This window comes from Streptomyces sp. YIM S03343, assembly GCF_054729195.1.
In genome coordinates this window covers 3,122,663-3,140,795 of the sequence record NZ_JBPUKX010000001.1, presented here as the reverse complement: position 1 = coordinate 3,140,795, position 18,133 = coordinate 3,122,663, and the positions used below count along the sequence as shown (strand labels likewise).

The 18,133-nt window shown below is 72.2% G+C and carries 13 protein-coding genes and 1 pseudogene; 11 read left to right on the top strand and 3 right to left on the bottom strand.

Annotation, left to right across the window (positions count from 1 at the left end; genetic code table 11):
- Positions 1-82: 82 nt before the first annotated feature.
- Positions 83-778, bottom strand: a complete 696-nt coding sequence (locus ACSYGN_RS13210) for a spermidine synthase family protein (protein ID WP_460395160.1) — start codon at positions 776-778, stop codon at positions 83-85.
- Positions 779-998: 220 nt separating this feature from the next.
- Between ACSYGN_RS13210 and ACSYGN_RS13205 the strand changes: the two genes are divergently transcribed.
- The 5 genes from ACSYGN_RS13205 to lon all read left to right on the top strand — a co-directional run bounded on the left by ACSYGN_RS13205 (position 999) and on the right by lon (position 8,845).
- Complete coding sequence (locus tag ACSYGN_RS13205) at positions 999-4,295, top strand: ATP-binding protein (protein ID WP_460395158.1); 3,297 nt, start codon at positions 999-1,001, stop codon at positions 4,293-4,295.
- Positions 4,296-4,390: 95 nt separating this feature from the next.
- On the top strand, positions 4,391-4,765 hold the full coding sequence (locus ACSYGN_RS13200) for a cupin domain-containing protein (protein ID WP_460395156.1): 375 nt from the start codon (positions 4,391-4,393) through the stop codon (positions 4,763-4,765).
- A complete protein-coding gene (locus tag ACSYGN_RS13195; RefSeq protein ID WP_460395154.1) occupies positions 4,762-5,202 on the top strand; it encodes a hypothetical protein in 441 nt (146 codons plus the stop codon). Before ACSYGN_RS13200 ends, ACSYGN_RS13195 begins: the two co-directional genes overlap by 4 nt.
- 219 nt (positions 5,203-5,421) lie before the next feature.
- Entirely contained in the window at positions 5,422-6,321 is a 900-nt protein-coding gene (locus ACSYGN_RS13190) for a rhomboid-like protein (protein ID WP_460395152.1), read from the top strand.
- 100 nt (positions 6,322-6,421) lie between these two features.
- Positions 6,422-8,845 (top strand): endopeptidase La, encoded by a 2,424-nt coding sequence (gene lon / locus ACSYGN_RS13185; protein WP_460395150.1) that lies wholly within the window; start codon positions 6,422-6,424, stop codon positions 8,843-8,845.
- Between the two features lie 102 nt (positions 8,846-8,947).
- Here lon and ACSYGN_RS13180 read toward each other — a convergent pair whose 3' ends face one another.
- Positions 8,948-9,751, bottom strand: coding sequence for a lysozyme (locus tag ACSYGN_RS13180; RefSeq protein WP_460403418.1), 804 nt, complete (start codon positions 9,749-9,751; stop codon positions 8,948-8,950).
- Between the two features lie 425 nt (positions 9,752-10,176).
- Here ACSYGN_RS13180 and ACSYGN_RS13175 point away from each other — a divergent pair, with 425 nt between their 5' ends.
- On the top strand, positions 10,177-10,671 hold the full coding sequence (locus ACSYGN_RS13175) for a MarR family winged helix-turn-helix transcriptional regulator (protein WP_460395148.1): 495 nt from the start codon (positions 10,177-10,179) through the stop codon (positions 10,669-10,671).
- A 241-nt stretch (positions 10,672-10,912) separates the two neighbouring features.
- Here the strand turns inward: ACSYGN_RS13175 and ACSYGN_RS13170 are convergent, their stop codons facing one another.
- The gene (locus ACSYGN_RS13170) at positions 10,913-11,701 is read right to left on the bottom strand and encodes a protein phosphatase 2C domain-containing protein (protein WP_460395146.1); all 789 of its coding nucleotides are present in this window, start codon (positions 11,699-11,701) and stop codon (positions 10,913-10,915) included.
- A gap of 386 nt (positions 11,702-12,087) precedes the next feature.
- On the opposite strand from ACSYGN_RS13170, the gene ACSYGN_RS13165 reads away from it, so the two are divergent.
- The 5 genes and pseudogenes from ACSYGN_RS13165 to ACSYGN_RS13145 all read left to right on the top strand — a co-directional run bounded on the left by ACSYGN_RS13165 (position 12,088) and on the right by ACSYGN_RS13145 (position 18,097).
- Entirely contained in the window at positions 12,088-15,027 is a 2,940-nt protein-coding gene (locus ACSYGN_RS13165; RefSeq protein WP_460395144.1) for a sensor histidine kinase, read from the top strand.
- On the top strand, positions 15,024-15,524 hold the full coding sequence (locus ACSYGN_RS13160; protein ID WP_460395142.1) for a roadblock/LC7 domain-containing protein: 501 nt from the start codon (positions 15,024-15,026) through the stop codon (positions 15,522-15,524). The genes ACSYGN_RS13165 and ACSYGN_RS13160 overlap by 4 nt, the downstream gene beginning before the upstream one ends.
- Positions 15,525-15,721: 197 nt before the next feature.
- A pseudogene (locus ACSYGN_RS13155) lies at positions 15,722-16,138 on the top strand (DUF742 domain-containing protein); the annotation flags it as partial.
- Positions 16,119-16,736 carry a GTP-binding protein gene (locus ACSYGN_RS13150; protein WP_460395140.1) on the top strand — a complete coding sequence of 206 codons (618 nt, stop codon included), beginning with the start codon at positions 16,119-16,121 and terminating at the stop codon, positions 16,734-16,736. The pseudogene ACSYGN_RS13155 and the gene ACSYGN_RS13150, both read left to right, overlap by 20 nt.
- A gap of 113 nt (positions 16,737-16,849) precedes the next feature.
- Positions 16,850-18,097, top strand: a complete 1,248-nt coding sequence (locus ACSYGN_RS13145; RefSeq protein ID WP_460395138.1) for a styrene monooxygenase/indole monooxygenase family protein — start codon at positions 16,850-16,852, stop codon at positions 18,095-18,097.
- The last annotated feature ends 36 nt before the right edge of the window (positions 18,098-18,133 follow it).

The window sequence follows — 18,133 nt, the reverse complement described above, 5'->3', positions numbered from 1 at the left end:
AGTGGGGTGATCCCATGACTGCGCTGTGCGCTTGATTGATCCGCGTCAGGCATGCAGCGTACGGGGAGTTACCGCGAGTTTTCTATCCGGGTCCGAAGGCGAGATGGACGGCGTCGGGAACGCCCCGGGCAACGGGGATCTCTTCGGTACGCACCTGTTTGAACCCGGCATTCCACAAGGTTTTCTCGAATTCCGGGGAGGGCTGCGCCGACCATACGGCGAGTACCCCGCCGGGCCGCAACGCCCTTGCGCAGCTTGCCAGTCCGGCCGGTGAGTAGAGCCCTTCATTGCCCTCGGTGACCGTCCAGCCGGGGCCGTTGTCGATGTCGAGGCACAGTGCGTCGTACGCGGCACGGGCCTCATCGAGGTGGGCCAGGAGATCCGCCGCGACGATCTCGGTGCGCGGGTCGGCGAGCGCCCGCGCAGACAGTTCGGCGAGCGGCCCGTCGCGATGCCAGCCGATGACGGCCTCCTCCCGCTCCACGACCGTGATCCGCCCCCAGCGGGGGTCGGCGGCCGCATGCGCGAGCGAGAACCCGACGCCCAGCCCGCCGATCAGCAGGTCCGGCCGGTGCGGGGCGTCGTTGTCGTGTATGCGGAGCGCGTCGCGCGCGGCGTCCACGAGCCGTCGCTCCGAGCGGCCGTCCGAGGTGTCCATCAGGAAGCAGCCGTTGGCGATGATCTGGAGCAACGCGCCGTGCCTGCGCAGCACGACCTCGCCGTACGGTCCCTCACGACGGTCCAGCACCACGGGCGTGGTGTCGTACGAGGTGGTCATGGAAACCCATCCTGCCCCAACGACCCGTGTCGCCTGAGGGAATTACGGATGACCGCGCGCAGGGGGTGCCGGGTGCCTACCCTCGGAACCAGAAGGCACCAGTGGCACCAGAGGCGCCGGAGGCACCGGAGGACGCGACCGGGGGACACCCGGGGACAAGGGGACACCCGGGGATGACAGGGGGATACCGGGGGACACGGAAGGACTGCGGGGTGATGCGGTGGCCGCGGGCAGTCCCTTCGTGGGACGCGAGGACGTGCTGGCCGAACTCCGGGACGCGCTGGAGCGCACGGCCGCGGGCCGGGGCGGCCTGGTCACGCTGACCGGTGCGGCGGGGGCGGGCAAGACCCGTACCGCCGAGGAGGCGGCGGCGCGGTCGGGCTGCCGCGCCTTGTGGACCTGGTGCCCGCCGGGCACCGCGGGCCGCGCCTTCCGCCCCTGGTCACGCCTGCTGCGCGAGCTGGCGGCCGACGACGCGACCGGCGGACGGCTGGTCGCCGCGTCACCGCCGCTGCGGGCGCTGGTGACGGGCGCGGCGGCCACCGGCCCACGGGCCGCCACCGACTTTCCGGCCGCCACCGACCCTCCGGCCGGCGGCGGCACGGACCCGGAGACCGCCCGCCTGCGCCTGAGCGGCGACGTGGCCGAACTCCTCGTCTCGGCGGCACGCCGCGAGCCGCTCCTGCTGGTCCTCGACGATCTGCACTCCGCGGACGCCTCGTCCCTGCGCCTCCTCCTGGAACTCGCCGACACCGCCCGCACGGCCCCCCTCCTGCTCCTGGTGACGGCCCGCGACGACGACACGGCCTGGCGCGACCGCACCTGGGCCCGTGCCCAGCTCTTCCGCCGGGGCCGCACCCTGCCCCTGGGACCGCTGAGCGAACCCGAGGTGGCGACCCTGGTCGAGACGGCGACCGGCACCCCGCCGACCGCGGAGACGGTACGAGCGGTGCTGCACCGCACGGGCGGGGAGCCGTTCTTCGTCACGGAACTGCTGCGTGACGGGGGCGTACCCGCCGCATCCGCCGAGGCGGCGGACGGGGGCGTGCCTGCCGCATCGGCCGAGGCGGCGGACAGGGGCATGCCTGCCGCATCCGCCGAGGCGGCGGAGGAAGCGGTCCCCTCCGTGACCGTCCGCGCCGCGGTCGCCGCCCGGCTGGCCGAACTCGACCCGCGCACGGTCCGTGTCCTGCACGTCGCCGCCGTGCTCGGCACGCGGTTCCGGATCGATGTGCTCGCCGAGGCCGCCGGAGTGCCGCTCGCGGAGGTGCGGGGGCTGCTCGGCGAGGCCGACAGGGCGGGGCTGCTGGGGAAGATCGCCCCGGACCGGGCCGCCTTCCGCCACGACCTGCTGCGTGAGGCCGTCCACGGCACTCTCACCCCCGCCGAGCGGGCCGCGCTGCACCACGCCGTGGCCGCGGTGCTGACCGGCTACGCCTGCCGGGGCCGCGACACCGGCCCCGCCGAGGTGGCCCACCACCTCCTGCTGGCAGGCCCCGAACACACCCGGGAGGCCGCCGCCTACGCCCACCAGGCCGCCACCCGCGCCGAGCACCTCTACGCCTTCGAGGACGCGGCCCGCTGGTACGAGCACGCGGCGCAGGCGTACGACGCGGCGCAGGCGTACGACGGTGCCGCCCCCGCCGGCACCGAAGTCGTGGACGTGCTCCTCGGCCTGGGCGCCGCCCGGCTCGGGGCCGGGGAACGCGACGCCGCTCGCGGCGCGTTTCTGCGTGCCGCCCGTCTCGCCCGTGCCGCCCGGCGGCCCGATCTGCTGGCCCGTGCCGCCCTCGGGCTCGGTACCGGGCCCGTCGGGTTCGAGGTCGATCTCGCGGACCGGGAGCAGCTCGACCTGCTCACCGAGGCCCGCGCCGCCATCACCGCCACGCACCCCGCCCTGCGGGCCGTCGTCACCGCCCGGCTCTCGCTCGCCGCCGCTCTCGTGGAGAGCGAGGAGCACCGCGTCGAGCTCGCCGAGGAGGCCGTCGGCATCGCTCGTGAGGCCGGTGACTCCTCCGCGCTCGGGACCGCGCTCGCCGCCCTGTGCGATGCGCGGTCCGGGCCGGAGCACTGCCGTGAGCGCCTCGGCTGGGCCGGTGAGATCGTCGGTATCGGGCGCGCCCTGCCCGAGCCCGTGCTCGAACTGCTCGGGCGCCGACTCCGGCTCGTCGCGCTGCTGGAGACCGGTGACTTCGCCGGGGCCGACGCCGAGGCCGTCGCCTACGAGACGGCCGTACGACCGCTGCGGCGGCCCCTGTACGCCTGGTACGTGCCGCTGTGGCGCGGCTCCCGGGCGCTGCGCGAGGGGCGCTACGACGACTGCGCCGCCGCCCTCGACGAGACCGAGGCGCTCGGCCGGGCCGCCGACAGCCCCAACGCCGCCCTGCTGGCCGGCACCCAGCGCTGGTGCCTGTACGCCTGGACCGGCGACCTCGACGCCATGACCCGGCTGCTCGCCACCCTCCCGGCACTGGAGCGGCTGCCCGGTCTGTGGCCCCGCGTCACCCTGGCGCTGCTCGCCGCGCAGTACGGCCGGCTCGACGAGGCCGCGCTCGGGCTGTCGGCCGTGGCACCCCGGCTCGCCACCGAGCCGCGCGACAGCGAGTGGCTGCCGATGGTCGCCCAGGCGGCCGAGACGGTCGGCGCGCTCGGCGCCCACCCCACGGCACCGCTGCTGTACAACCTTCTCGCCCCCTACGCCGGGCTGTTCGCCATCGAGGGCATCGGCGCGGCGGTGCGGGGTCCCGTCGAGCGGCATCTCGCGCTGCTCGCGGCGGCCATGGCCGACCCGGAGCGGGCGCGCGCCCACCGGGAACGGGCCCTCAGGGCAGCCCGGGAGACGGGCTCGGCGGCGCTCGCTGCGCGGATCGAGACGGAGACCGGCGGCATGGGGTCCACTCCACGGCCGGGGACGGGCCGTGCCGCCGATGTCGTTGATGCAGCCGAAGTCACCGACTCCGTCTTCCGGCGCGAAGGCCGCCTCTGGCACCTCGGCTATGCCGGTCGCGAGGTGCGCCTCGCCGACAGCAAGGGACTGCACGACATCGCCGTGCTCCTCGCCCGCCCCGGCACCCCCGTGCCCGCCGTGGAACTGGCCGCCGCCCCGGTCCCCGCCCCTGCCCAGGCCGCGCTCGCCGAGGGACTGCACCCCGAGGGCGACACGGGCGAGGTCGTCGACGCCACCGCGCGGGCCGCCTACCGGCGCCGACTGCGGGACCTGGAGACGGAGGCCGAGGAGGCGGACGCGACCGGGGACGCGCGGCGCTCGCAGCGGATCGCCGCTGAACGGGACGCGCTGGTCGAGCAGCTGTCGGCGGCCTACGGCATCGGCGGCAGGGTCCGCCGTACCGGCTCGCCCGCAGAGCGGGCCCGCACCGCCGTCACCGCCCGCGTCCGGGCCGCCGTACGCCGTATCGACGACGTCCACCCCGAACTCGGCCGCCACCTCCACGCCGCTCTGCGCACCGGCACCCTCTGCGTCTACCAGCCCGAACGGCCCCCCGACTGGCGGTTGTGAGGCCGCGTCGCACATCGTGCCGCCCCGTCTCACGCCCTGAGGGCACAGGGCGCCGTACGACAGAGGTACGGCCGAGAAGGCGAAAGCAGGACATCATGCCCCGTACATCCAAGGCCGAGGCCGAACTCACCGTGGACGAGCCGGTCATCGAGGGACGCTACGCGCAGATCGGCCCCTACACGGTCGGCTACGAGACCATGAAGCAGGACATGGACCCGGCGCCGCTGTTCCGCGGGCTGCCCGAGGACCGCTGCCAGTGCCCGCACTGGGGCCAGGTCCTCACCGGCCGCATCGTGTTCCGCTACCCCGACCACGACGAGGTCTTCCACGCCGGTGACGCCTACTACGGCGCCCCCGGCCATCTCCCGCTCCTCTTCGCCGGTACCGAGATCGTCGAATTCAGCCCGACCGCCGAGCTGAACCGCACCATGGAGGTCATCGGCGCCAACCTCGCGACGGCACAGCCATGAACCCGCAAGGACTCCTCGACAGCGCCCGCGCCAAGGAACTCGCCGAGCTCTTCGTGCGCTTCATCGAGACGAACACCGCTCCCGACGGCCTCTTCACCGACGACGTGTTCCTCGACCTGAGCGTGCCCCAGTGGCGGGTCCAGACCTCGGGACGCGACGCACTCGTCGAGCTGCGCCGCCGCTTCCACCCGCCGCTGGGCAGCGTGCCGCGCCACCGCGTCGATGTGACGGACACCGGGCTCGTCCTCGAATGGGAGGAGTGCTGGGAGAACGAGCAGGACGAGCAGGACGAGCAGGGCGGCTGGTACTGCCGTGAGCTGATGCGCGCCGACGTCCGCGACGGCGCCATCGACGACATCTCGATCTACTGCACCGGCGACTGGGACGCCGGTGTGCGGGCCGCCCACGCCCGGGAGGTGACACTGCTGCGGCCTTGAGGAGTGTGCGGTCGCCCCGAGTCGGCCTCATGCGTCTCGCGATGCGTCTCGCGATGCGTCTCGCGATGCGCCTCGCGATGCGCCTCGCGATGCGCCTCGTGAGAAAGACGCGTGAAGCTCCTTGGAAGTTCCTGAGAATCGGGCCCCGCGTGGTGTCGGTCACAGACACCGGCCGTGCGGGGGCCGAAGGGTGGGGTGAAACGGAAGGAGCCCCTCACTGTGGAACGCACCGCGACGGTCGACACCACGGCCTCGTGCACGCCCCCGGGCCCGCCCCTTCCCCGGACCGGAGACCTCTTGGACGCGATGCCCGCCCAGCCGGGACGTCCGCGCCCGATGGCGACCGCCGCCGTTCCCGTCCCGGCCCCCCGCCGCCGCTACGACGCCTTCCGCGGTCTCCGGGGTCTCGGCGCCCTGAGCGCCGTGCGCGCCCTCCACCCCTGGCGTCTCCTCCCCACCCCCACCGGCGCCCCGTTCACCTTCGGCTACGCGCTCGTCCTCGTCGTCACCTCGCTGATCACCGAGTACGCCGACCCCGCCGCTCTCGTGAACGCCCTGCACCAGAGCTCCAGCACCGATGTCGCCCATCTGCTGCACACACCGGGAACCGTGCTCCTCGCCAGCGCGCTGTGGGTGGCCGGAGGCTTCGCGTCGCCGTTCGTGTTCGGGTTCCTGCTGGTGCTGACCGCGCTGGAACGCCGTACCGGCGCCCGGTGCGCTGCCACCGTGTTCCTGCTCGGGCATGTCCTGGCCACCCTCCTCACGGAGGGCACCGTCGGTGTCGCCGTGCTGGTCGGGCATCTGCCCGAGACCTCGCTGCACCGGCTCGACTACGGCATCAGCTTCGGTGTGGCCACCAGCGTCGGCGCGCTGGCCGGGCTGCTGAAGCCGTGGCTGCGGTGGCCGCTGCTGGCTGTGTTCGGCGGGCTGCTGGTCGAGGACCTGCTGGAGTTCGCCGACCCGATGACGAACTGGGGCCATCTGATCGCCCTGGCCATCGGTGTGGCGATCTGGCCTCTGGTCCGCCGCGTCCGGCGGGCGCGCACCCTGGCGCCGGACAGGCCCTCAGGGCCTGCCGCCTCCCCTGTTGTTTCCTCTGTTTCCTCGCGTCTTTCCTGACCGCTGACTGATCGCTGACAGCGAACGGCTGACGGGGAACAATCGATCGCCCCTGTGCATTGAGTCGGCATAACTCAACTTGACTGCCGAAGGGGAGATCATGGCTGCTGAGTCCACGGCGTTCACACCGCTCACTCTGCCTGTGCTGCCGCTCGACGACGAGGTCGTGCTGCCCGGGATGGTGGTTCCGCTGGACCTGAACGACTCCGACGTACGGGCCGCGGTGGAGGCCGCCCAGGCCGCCGCCCGCGCCGAGCCAGGAAAACCCAGGGTTCTCCTGGTGCCCCGTATCGACGGTACCTATGCGACGACCGGTGTGCTCGGCACAGTCGAGCAGGTCGGACGGCTCGCCGACGGCGACCCGGGCGCCCTGATCCGGGGCCGTGGCCGGGTGCGCATCGGCGCCGGGACCACCGGGCCCGGTGCGGCCCTCTGGGTCGAGGGCGCGCGGATCGACGAGAGCGTGCCCGATCCGCTGCCCGGTCAGGTCACCGACCTTGTGAAGGAGTACAAGGCGCTGGCCACGGCGTGGCTGCGCAAGCGCGGCGCCTGGCAGGTGGTCGACCGGGTGCAGGCCATCGACGACGTCTCCGCGCTCGCCGACAACTCCGGCTACTCGCCGTACCTCACCACCGATCAGAAGGTGGAGCTCCTGGAGACCGCCGACCCGGTGGCCCGGCTGAAGCTCGCCACCCAGCAACTGCGCGACCACATGGCCGAGCAGGACGTCGCCGAGAGCATCGCCAAGGACGTCCAGGAGGGCGTCGACAAGCAGCAGCGCGAGTTCCTGCTGAGGCGCCAGCTGGAGGCCGTCCGCAAGGAACTGCGCGAGCTGAACGGTGAACCGGAGGGCGAGGAGACCGGCGACTACCGCGCCCGTGTGGAGGCCGCCGACCTGCCTGAGAAGGTCCGCGAGGCCGCCCTCAAGGAGGTCGACAAGCTGGAGCGGGCCTCCGACCAGTCGCCCGAGGGCTCCTGGATCCGCACCTGGCTCGACACGATCCTCGAACTGCCGTGGAACGAGCGCACCGAGGACGCCTACGACATCCGGGGCGCCAAGGCGATCCTGGACGCCGAGCACGCGGGCCTGGAGGACGTGAAGGAGCGGATCACCGAGTATCTGGCGGTGCGCAAGCGGCGCAACGACCGCGGCCTGGGTGTCGTGGGCGGCCGTCGCGGCGGTGCCGTGCTGGCCCTGGTCGGCCCGCCCGGCGTCGGCAAGACCAGCCTCGGCGAGTCCGTGGCCCACGCGATGGGCCGCAAGTTCGTGCGCGTCGCGCTCGGCGGCGTACGCGACGAGGCGGAGATCCGCGGCCACCGCCGTACCTACGTCGGCGCGCTGCCCGGCCGTATCGTGCGGGCGATCAGGGAGGCCGGGTCGATGAACCCGGTGGTCCTGCTCGACGAGGTGGACAAGGTCGGTTCGGACTTCCGCGGCGACCCCGCGGCCGCCCTGCTGGAGGTCCTGGACCCCGCGCAGAACCACACCTTCCGCGACCACTACCTTGAGGTCGAACTCGACCTGTCCGACGTGGTGTTCCTCGCCACGGCCAATGTCCTGGAGGCCATCCCGGAGGCCCTGCTCGACCGTATGGAGCTGGTCCGCCTCGACGGCTACACCGAGGACGAGAAGGTCGTCATCGCCCGGGACCATCTGCTTCCGCGCCAGCTGGAGCGGGCCGGTCTGAACAAGGCCGAGGTGACCCTCGAGGAGGGCGCCCTGCGCAGGCTCGCCGGTGAGTACACGCGCGAGGCCGGCGTGCGCAATCTGGAGCGGGCCATCGCCCGGCTGCTGCGCAAGGTCGCCGCGGAGCACGAACTGGGCGACCGGGAGCTGCCGCTGACCGTCACCGACGACGATCTGCGCGCCCTGCTCGGACGGCCGCACCATGTGCCCGAGTCGGCACAGGACCCGGCCGAGCGCCGTACGGCCGTACCCGGTGTGGCCACCGGTCTCGCGGTCACCGGCGCGGGCGGCGACGTGCTGTTCGTCGAGGCGTCGCTGGCCGACCCGGAGACCGGCGCGGCCGGGCTGACCCTGACCGGCCAGCTGGGTGACGTGATGAAGGAGTCGGCGCAGATCGCGCTGAGCTTCCTGCGCTCGCACGGCGCCGAACTGGAGCTGCCCGTCGCCGATCTGAAGGACCGGGGCGTGCACATCCACTTCCCGGCGGGCGCGGTCCCCAAGGACGGCCCGAGTGCCGGCATCACGATGACGACGGCGCTCGCGTCCCTGCTCTCCGGCCGTCTGGTCCGCACGGACGTGGCGATGACCGGCGAGGTGTCGCTGACCGGCCGGGTGCTGCCGATCGGCGGCGTGAAGCAGAAGCTGCTCGCCGCGCACCGGGCGGGGGTCACCAGGGTGATCGTCCCCAAGCGCAACGAGCCCGACCTGGACGACGTCCCGGCGGAGGTGCTGGACAAGCTGGACGTCCGCACCGTCACCGACGTCCGCCAGGTCCTGGAGCTGGCGCTCGCACCGGCGAGCAACGGTGCGGCGCCGGAGGTTCCGGTCGCGGCGTGACGGACGCGCACCGGATGAGGGGGAGGCCCGGGTTCCGTGAGGGAGGCCCGGGCCTTCGCCCTGAGCAGGGGTGGACTCAGTTCGCCCTGAGCGGTGGCGGACTCAGCCGTTGGCGAGCGCCTGGACGCGGTCGAGGGCGCCGTTGAACTTGTCGTGGTCGCCGACGGTCGGTCCGGACGAGGTGTACTGCCACATCGTGTAGTACGACCAGCCGGCCGGCAGCGTCCCCGCGTCGGAGGCGTAGCGGGCGATCCACAGCGGGTCGGCGGAGGCGAAACCGCTGTAGTTGCCGGTGCACTGGGTCCACCAAGTGGTCGCCGTGTAGATCACGGCGTTGCGTCCGGTACGGGACTTGTAGGTGCTGAGGAAGTCGGAGATCCAGCTCACCATCGAGCTGGTCGACTTGCCGTAGCAGGCCGCGCCGTACGGGTTCCACTCGATGTCGAGCACACCCGGCAGCGTCTTGCCGTCCTTGGACCAGCCGCCGCCGTGGTCGACGAAGTAGTTGGCCTGGGTGGTGCCGCTCGTGGTGTCGGGGGTCGCGAAGTGGTACGCGCCGCGGATCATGCCGACGTTGTACGAGCCGGTGTACTGCGAGGAGAAGTAGGGGTTCGTGTAGTACGTCCCCTCGGTCGCCTTCGTGTACGCCCATCGGACGCCGCTGCTCCAGAGGGTGGACCAGGCGACGTTGCCCTGGTAGCTGGAGACGTCGACACCCTCCGTCTGGGTGGTGGCCGCGACGCGCGGGGAGGGGAGGCTGCCCTGGCCGTCGTGGGCGATGACCCCCATGCCCATGTAGGCGCTGCCCCGGACGGGTGACACCGGCCGGGTCTCGGCTGAGGACGGGAGGGCGGACAGCGAGGAGAGCGCGGCGAGCAGCACGCCTACTGCGGTGAGGCGGCGCAGCCGGTGGAGCCCGTAGGGGGTACGGGGGGTCCGGGGGGTGTGGGGGAGGAGGCGGGGGACACGGGAGCTGACGTCGAGTGAGGGACGTATATCGCCTATGCGGCGAAACAGGGTGAATTGGTATCTGGGCACGGGCATATCGTGCCTCCGCGGGCTCGGTGGTGCTCGGTGGGGGGATCGTTGGGGGTCGGTGGGGGGAGCGGGCGTGTCCGCCGTACGGGGGAGGAATGTTCCGCGCCGGGGGGATAGTGGCGCGAACATGTCACCACGCTCCGCCTGTGAAGCTACGCACGTAGACCGGCTGGTGGGAAGGGGGTCCGGAGGCTGCCGTTGGTCTACGCCTGCGAAATACTTGCCAAGCTGCGGCTATCGCCGCGTCTGGCGGAAACTTTCACGAGCGGGAAACCCGGATCAGAGGGGCTGGCGTGCACGAGGACGGAAACGGCGAGGAGCACCGGTCGGAGACCGGCGTGGCCTCGCCGGGTGGCGCGGAGCGGGAATTCCTCTCCCTGGAGCGCGAGCTGACGGTGTTCCTGCGCCGCGCCCGGTCCAATCAGGCGGAGATGGCCCGGGAGGTGCATCCCGAGCTGGAACCGGCCGCGTACGGGCTGTTGGTCCGTCTGGAGGAATGCGGCCGGCAGCGCGCGACGGAGCTGGCCGCGTACATCGGCGTCGGCAAGGCCACCATGTCGCGTCAGCTGCGTGCGCTGGAGGACCTCGGGCTGGTCGCCCGGGAACCCGATCCTGCGGACGGGCGGGCCTGGCTGGTCCATCTCACCGAGGAGGGCCGCGGGCGCTATCGCAGGGTTCGTGAGGCGCGTCGTGCGTCTTATGTCCACCGGCTGGCCGACTGGGACCCTCGGGAGGTGGCTGAACTGGCCCGGCTGCTGAACCATCTCAACCGGAGCATGGAGAAGTAGCCGTCTGCCAGCCTCTTCGGGACGGATTCGCCTACGGCGGGTTCGCCGATCGCGGGTGGGGGTCCGTTGTGGCTGGTCGCGCAGTTCCCCGCGCCCCTGGGGGGTTGGTGCCGGCGTTGGCTGTGTGGCTCGCCCGGACTCAGCCTGAGCACGAGCATCAGGTGCGGCGCCGTCGTGGCTGGTCGCGCAGTTCCCCGCGCCCCTGGGAGTTGCCGCTGGCGTCGGCTGTGTGGCTTGGCGGTCACAGTTCTACGTACGCCACCGTCGCGTCGTCGTGGGTCTTGCTGCGTCGTAGGAACGCTCGTTCCTCGCGGTCGGCCGTTTCCAGTTCTCGTACGCGGTTCACCAGGGACTGGGCGCCCCGGTCGCGGATGTAGGTGAACAGGTCGTTCCAGTCGCCCTGGTGGAAGCGGTCCGTCCAGCGGGTTGCTCCGTCCGTGAGGGCGGTCAGTGCGCGTACCTCTGTGCGCGGCAGGGTGCCGGTCACCGCGCGGGTGGCGACCTCCGGGTCGGCGGCTGCCGTGAAGAAGCCGCCCTCCTTGTTGCGCACCGTCGAATCAACGAGCGCGGCGCTCGCCAGCGACGCGCGCGGCAGCCGGGAGAGGCGGTCGTCCAGGACCGGGACGACCGTGCCGTCGGGGGACTCCAGCAGCAGCGCCGAGTCGGACAGCACCAGGTGTTCGACCGTCTCGTCGGACCAGCGCGCCATGACCACCGTTGCCTGCGGCGTGCGCGGGTGAGAAAGGTCACAGGTGTCCCGGTGTGCCTCAGCTGTGCGAAGGATCGCCCGGAAGAGAACTTCAGCCAGTGTCAGATCTCGGCAGGAAACGGTCAGTTCGGTCAGCGCGCCGCCGAGCCGGGCGGTGAACCAGGGGACGGAATGCAGACACCCCGTGCCGCCCCTCGGCGGTGTGACCCCGTCCAGCACCACCAGGCAGCCGCCCTGCCCCGAGGCCGGTAGCCCGATACCCGCGAAGTCCTCATTGGGGCGGCCGGGTTCACCGGGTTCCGAAACGACGTCAGTACGCATCCGGCCAGTCTGCACGAGCCCTCCATAAGCTTCACGAAAGGCTGGCAACGGCCCTGCAGGGGACGCACACGCGCAGCTCAGGCGCCTGTTTTGGCCGGGATTGGCGCGGTCCGGAAAGCCGTGGCGGCGAATACTGCCAAACCCCGCCGCCCGCGTCCAACCGGCCGCGCGGAAAACGTGCCCGCACAGGCCGCCGGAACTTGCCCGCCAACTCTCTCCCGATGTTCACTCCTTCGGGTGGCGGGTCGGGCGATGGGGGACCACTGCCCGCAGGCGCTGGGAGGGTCGGGACCCCCGGGGGACGGCATGACGCGCGCCACTAGGCTCCGGAATGACGGGGCATCACCCGGGCCCTTGAGTACACGAGTACAGGAATGCGAGCACCGGTGCAGAAGAAGCGGTCTCGGCGCACAGGCAAGCAGTCGGCCCCCGCGGGCGGCCCGGAGCAGACGCCCGCCGTCCCCGTAGGCAAGGGCCGTCCCACCCATGTGCGCAACCGGCTGATCGTGGCCGTGGCCGTGGTGGCCGCCGCCGTGGCTGCGGCCGGGGCGCCCTCCGTGCTGGCCGCCTCCCAGCGGCTGAGCGACTCCCAGGACCTGGTGACGCTGGCGGAACGCACCCAGAACGCGCTGACCCTCGCCCATTCGCTCGCCGACGAGCGGGACGAGGTCACCTCCTACATCGCCGCCGGGCGCCCCAAGAACAAGGCGCCCTCCGAGCAGCGCGGCACCCGCGTCGACCGCGAGGTCGTGGACCTGCGCGCCGACAGCGACACACCCACCGAGCTGCGCACCGACCTCGACGCCATAGCCTCCGTGCGCAGAGCGGCGCTCACCGGCAAGAGCACCGCTCTCGAAGCGCACGAGGCGTACTCCACGACCATCAGCAGGCTCCACCGGCTCGCCGAGGACCTGGCCGAGCAGATGCCCCCGCGCGCCGGCTCCGGCGCCTACTCGCTCGCCGAACTGGACGCCGCCGTCCAGCAGTCGGCGGCGGCCCGCGGACTCCTCCTCGCCGCCCTCGACGTGCCGAGCACCACGCAGACCGTCTACGACCCCATCACTGGCCTGCCCAGCACCACGCAGACCTCCTCGGCCGCCGACACCAAGAAGCGCACCGCGCTCACCACCGCCGCCCAGCAGGCCCGGCTGCGCTCCGACGCGGCCCTCTCCGACTTCCGCGACACCGCGCCGCAGTCCGCCGTCGAGTCCTACGACACGACCGTCACCGGCCCCGAGGCCGACGCCGCCGACGCCTATCTCGCCAAGCTCACCGACCAGCCGACCCTCACCGACAGCGAGCTCGGCACCAGCGTCAAGAAGCTGGACGCGGCCCTCTCCGCCCGCGTCGAGATGATGCGCGGCGTGGAGTCCGCGCTCTACGACCACCGCAGCAAGGATCTCGCCCAGCTCCGCAACGACGACGTCACCGCACTGGAGATCCGCGTCGCCCTCCTCGGCGCCCTGGTGCTCGTCACCCTCGGCATCGCCACGGCCATGGCCCGCACCCTCACTCGCCCGCTGTCCGCGCTGCGCCGAGGCTCCGCCCGGCTCGCCGAGGCCGCGGACCCGATGGCCGAGGAAGCCGTCAAGTTCACCGGCCGCAACGACGAGTTCGCCCAGGTCGTCCGCTCCGTCAACGCCCTGCACGCACACGCCGTGGCCCTGCACGAGCGGGTCACCACCCTGGAGACCGACCGCAAGCACCTGGTCGGACAGCGCCAGAAGATGGCCGACACCCGCGAGGACCTGCGCACCGAACTCGCCGACTCCGCAGCCCAGTTGGAGCGGCTGCGGCACAGCATCGGCAGCACCTTCGTCAGCCTCGCGCTGCGCACCCTCGGTCTGGTCGAGCGGCAGCTCACGGTCATCGAGGGACTGGAGGAGCGCGAGCAGGACCCCGACCGGCTGTCCACGCTCTTCAAGCTGGACCACTTCGCCACGGTGATGCGCCGCCACAGCGAGAACCTCCTCGTCCTCGCCGGTTCCGAGCATGTCCAGCAGTCCGCCGGACCGGTCCCGCTGGTCGACGTGGTGCGTGCCGCCGTCAGCGAGATCGAGCGCTACGACCGGGTCCGCATCGCCGCGCTGCCCCCGCACACCCACCTCGCCGGGTTCGCCGCCGACGACCTGAGCCATCTGCTCGCCGAGCTGATGGAGAACGCCACCGCCTCCTCGCCGCCCGACGTCCCCGTCGAGATCTCCGGCTGGCTGCTGGAGAGCGGCGAGGTCATGCTCTCCGTCCAGGACGAGGGCATCGGCATGGCCGGCGAGCGGCTGGCCCGGCTCAACACCCGGCTCGCCGAGTTCGACCCCGAGTCGCCCTACGACCAGGAGGGCGAGGAGGGCCTGGGCCTCGGCCTCTACGTCGTCGCCCGCATCGCCCACCGGCACGGTGTGCGCGTCCAGTTGCGCGAGCAGAAGCAGGGCGGCACCGCGGTCGTCGTGCTCCTGCCGCAGCCCCTGCTCGCGGCGGCGCCCTCGGCGGCGGTCCCGGCCTCCGGCCCGGTCGGCGGCGGTGCCCCCGCGTTCTCCCTGCCGGGGGCGGACGCGGAGGTCAACTCCCATGTGCTGCCGGGGCGTACGGCGGGGAACGACGGCACGGGTGCCGCCGACGTCGACGCCGACGTCGACCCGCTGGTGACGCTGGCGGAGCAGGCCTTCGGGGTAGCGGCAGGGACGGAAGCCCCGGCGCCGGAGGGGCCGACCGAGCACTCGGACGCGCCGGAGGCGGGGGACACACCCGCCCCCGTCCCCGTGCCCGCCCCCGCGCAACCCGCCCCGCACGCCGAACAGGCCCGGGAGCACACCGCAGTACCGGAGCAGCGCACGTCCGAGACGACGATGGAACTCCTGATCCCCGCGCCCGCCGCCGAACCGCAGCCCGCGCCCGCACCGGCCGGCCCCGCACACCTCGGCCCCGACTCGGCCGGCCCGGCCCAGCCCGCCGACCACGCCCGCACCCCCGACGCCACGGACGCCACCGGCGCCCCGGGCGACGCCCCCGCCGTTCCCGGCGCCACCGATGCCGCCGACACCGTAGATGCCGTAGACGCCGCAGACGCCGTCACGGCGAAGGGACTTCCCAAGCGCACCCCGAACATCACCGCACCCACCCAAGCCCCAGGCCCCCGGACCCGTTCCGTGGACGCCGAGGCACTGCGTCGCAAGCTGGGCGGCTTCCGCCGGGGGGCGGAAGCCGGTCACCGGGACGTGGCGGCGGAAATCGCAGAGCAGACCGGGCAGAACCGGACACCCGAGGCCCGGCCCGCGGAGCGAACCGCCGAACAAGCCATGGGGGGAACTGTCGAGGAGGCAAGCAGTTGACCGCGCCCAGTACCTTCGGACTGAGCAGTGAAGCACGCAATCTCCACTGGTTGCTGACGAACTTGGTCGAGGAGGTGCCGGGCATCCAGTCGGTGGCGGTCGTCTCGTCGGACGGCCTGCTGCTTCTCTCCTCCGACCCCGGCGCCGCCGCCGAGGCCCGCGAGGCACGCACCGCCGTCCGCAAGGGCCCGCGGGGCTCCGCGGCCGATCTCGCCACGGTGGTGTCGGGCATCGGCAGCCTGACCGTCGGGGCGGCCCGTCTGATGTCGTACGGCGGTGTCAAGCACACCATGGTCGCGATGGAGGAGGGCAGCCTCTTCGTCATGTCGATCAGCGACGGCTCGCTGCTCGGTGTGCACGGCACCCCGGACTGCGACATGAGCGTCGTGGCGTACCACATGGCACTGTTCGTCGGCCGCGCCGGCCATGTCCTGACCCCCGAACTCCGCAGTGAGCTGCGACAATCGGTGGAGTCGGCGACGGGCGGCAGCCGATGACGGGCGCCCACGATCAGCCGGAACACCCGGGATACTCGGAACACTCGGAACAGCCCAGGCAACCGAAACAGCCCCGGCAATCGAAGCCCAGGCAGCGGAATCAGCCGAAGCAGGCGAACCAGCCGAAGCAGGCGAACCAGCCGAAGCAAGCGAACCAGCCGAAGCAAGCGAACCAGCCGAAGCAAGCGAGCCAGCCGAAGCAGGCGAGGAAACAGCTCCCGGTCCGCGGCGGCGACCGCAAGCCCGCCCGGGTCCGTCCCTACTCGCTCACCGGCGGCCGTACCCGCTTCGGCCATGTCCTCCTCGTGGAGACGTTCGTGGCCAGCACCGCGGCGCTCGAAGGCCCCGAGGAGCGCAAGGAACTGACGAACAGCGCCCTCACCCCCCGGGTCATGCCGGAGATGCGGGCCATCGTCGAACTGTGCCGCCGGATGCGTACGGTGGCCGAGATCGCCGCGCTGCTGCAGATGCCGCTCGGCGTGGTCCGCGTCCTGCTGAGCGACCTCGCGGACCAGGGAAAGATCCGTGTGTACGGCACCGGAACCGGCCATGGCACGGGCCGCCCGGACCGGGCTCTGCTGGAAAGGGTGCTGAGTGGACTACGCCGTCTCTGACGCCGAACTCGGCGCGGAGGACCTGAAGCCCTGGCAGACGGACACCACCCGGGCGCCGATCGCCACCAAGATCGTCGTCGCCGGGGGCTTCGGGGTCGGCAAGACCACCCTGGTCACCGCCGTCTCCGAGATCACGCCGCTGCAGACCGAGGCGCTGATGACGCAGGCGAGCGAGGAGACCGACGACCTCACCGCCACGCCCGGCAAGACCACCACCACGGTGGCCATGGACTTCGGCCGTCTCACGCTCGACGACGACCTGGTGCTCTATCTGTTCGGCACACCGGGCCAGCAGCGGTTCTGGTTCATGTGGGACGACCTGGTGCGCGGCGCGATCGGCGCTGTGGTGCTCGCGGACACCCGCCGCCTCAAGGACTGCTTCCCGGCGCTGGACTACTTCGAGAGCTGCGGGCTGCCGTACGTCGTCGCGGTCAACCACTTCGACGACAGCGAGCTGTTCGAGCCGCAGGACGTACGGGAGGCGCTGACCGTGCCCGCGCACATCCCGGTCGTGATCATGGACGCCCGCCGCCGTATCTCGGTGATCGAGACCCTGCTGTCCCTGGTGGCCCACGCGCTCGAGGCCACCCCCGAATAGCCCGTGCCCCAATAGCTGGGTGCCCCAACAGCCCGTGCCCGAACAGCCCGGGACCAGCTCCCCTTCCCCCGAGTTTCCCGGGACCACCCCCGAACAGGGAGACACCTGCCGTCATGCGGAAGATTCTCGTCGTAGGAGCCGGTCAGTCCGGACTCCAGCTCGCCCTCGGACTCCAGTCGCACGGGTACGAGGTCACCCTGATGTCCAACCGGACCGCGGACGAGATCCGCACGGGCCGGGTCATGTCGACCCAGTGCATGTTCCACACCGCCCTCCAGCACGAGCGCGACCTCCAGCTCAACTTCTGGGAGACCCAGGCCCCGAGGATCGAGGGCCTCGGCGTCTCGGTGGCGGCCCCCGGCTCATGGGCCGAGGGCCCCGCACAGCGTGCGATCGACTGGGTGGGCCGGCTCGACGGGTACGCCCAGTCGGTCGACCAGCGGCTGAAGATGGCGGGCTGGATGGAGGCGTTCGCCCAGCGGGGCGGCCAGCTGGTCATCCACGGCGCGGCGGTCGGCGACCTCGACTACTTCTCCCGCGCGTACGACCTCGTGCTGGTCTCGGCGGGCAAGGGCGAGCTGGTGTCGATGTTCGAGCGCGACCCCGAGCGCTCGCCGTACAACACGCCGCAGCGTGCGCTGGCCGTGGCCTACGTCCACGGCATGGGCCCGCGCCCCGAGCACCCGGACTACGACGCCGTGCGCTGCAACCTGGTCCCGGGCGTCGGCGAGCTGTTCGTGATGCCGGCCCTGACCCTGTCCGGCCGCGCGGACATCCTGTTCTGGGAGGGCATACCCGGCGGCCCCCTCGACGTCTTCAACGGAGTCAAGGACCCGGCCGAGCATCTCTCCCTGACCCTCGACCTCATGGCCCGGTACACGCCCTGGGAGCACGAGCGGGCTGTCAAGGCCGAACTGACCGACGCGGGAGGTACGTTGTCCGGCCGCTTCGCCCCGATCGTGCGCAAGCCGATCGGCCGGCTGCCCGGCGGCGGTCTGGTGCTGGGCGTGGGTGACGTGGTCGTCGCCAACGACCCGGTCACCGGCCAGGGCGCCAACTCGGCGGCGAAGTGTGCCGCCGTCTATCTCGCCTCGATCCTGGAACACGGCGACGGTGAGTTCGACGAGGCGTGGATGCAGGCCACCTTCGACCGCTACTGGGCGACCGCCGAGCATGTCGTGAAGTGGACCAACACGATGCTCACCCCGCCCCCGGAGCACGTCCTGAACCTCATCGGCGCGGCAGGCGCCCTCCAGCCGGTCGCCGACCGCTTCGCCAACGGGTTCGACGACCCCGAGGACTTCGAGGGCTACTTCTACGACCCGGCGAAGACGGCCGCGTATCTCGCCTCCGTGGCCTAAGCAGGTCGGGCGAAGTCCGCTCCGGTTCGGCAGCGC

Coding starts and splice junctions, on each gene's coding strand:
- ACSYGN_RS13145 (WP_460395138.1), top strand. CDS start 16,850: ATGCGGAAGATTCTCGTCGTAGGAGCCGGTCAGTCCGGACTCCAGCTC.
- ACSYGN_RS13210 (WP_460395160.1), bottom strand. CDS start 778: ATGACCACCTCGTACGACACCACGCCCGTGGTGCTGGACCGTCGTGAG.
- ACSYGN_RS13195 (WP_460395154.1), top strand. CDS start 4,762: ATGAACCCGCAAGGACTCCTCGACAGCGCCCGCGCCAAGGAACTCGCC.
- ACSYGN_RS13170 (WP_460395146.1), bottom strand. CDS start 11,701: ATGCGTACTGACGTCGTTTCGGAACCCGGTGAACCCGGCCGCCCCAAT.
- lon (WP_460395150.1), top strand. CDS start 6,422: ATGGCTGCTGAGTCCACGGCGTTCACACCGCTCACTCTGCCTGTGCTG.
- ACSYGN_RS13200 (WP_460395156.1), top strand. CDS start 4,391: ATGCCCCGTACATCCAAGGCCGAGGCCGAACTCACCGTGGACGAGCCG.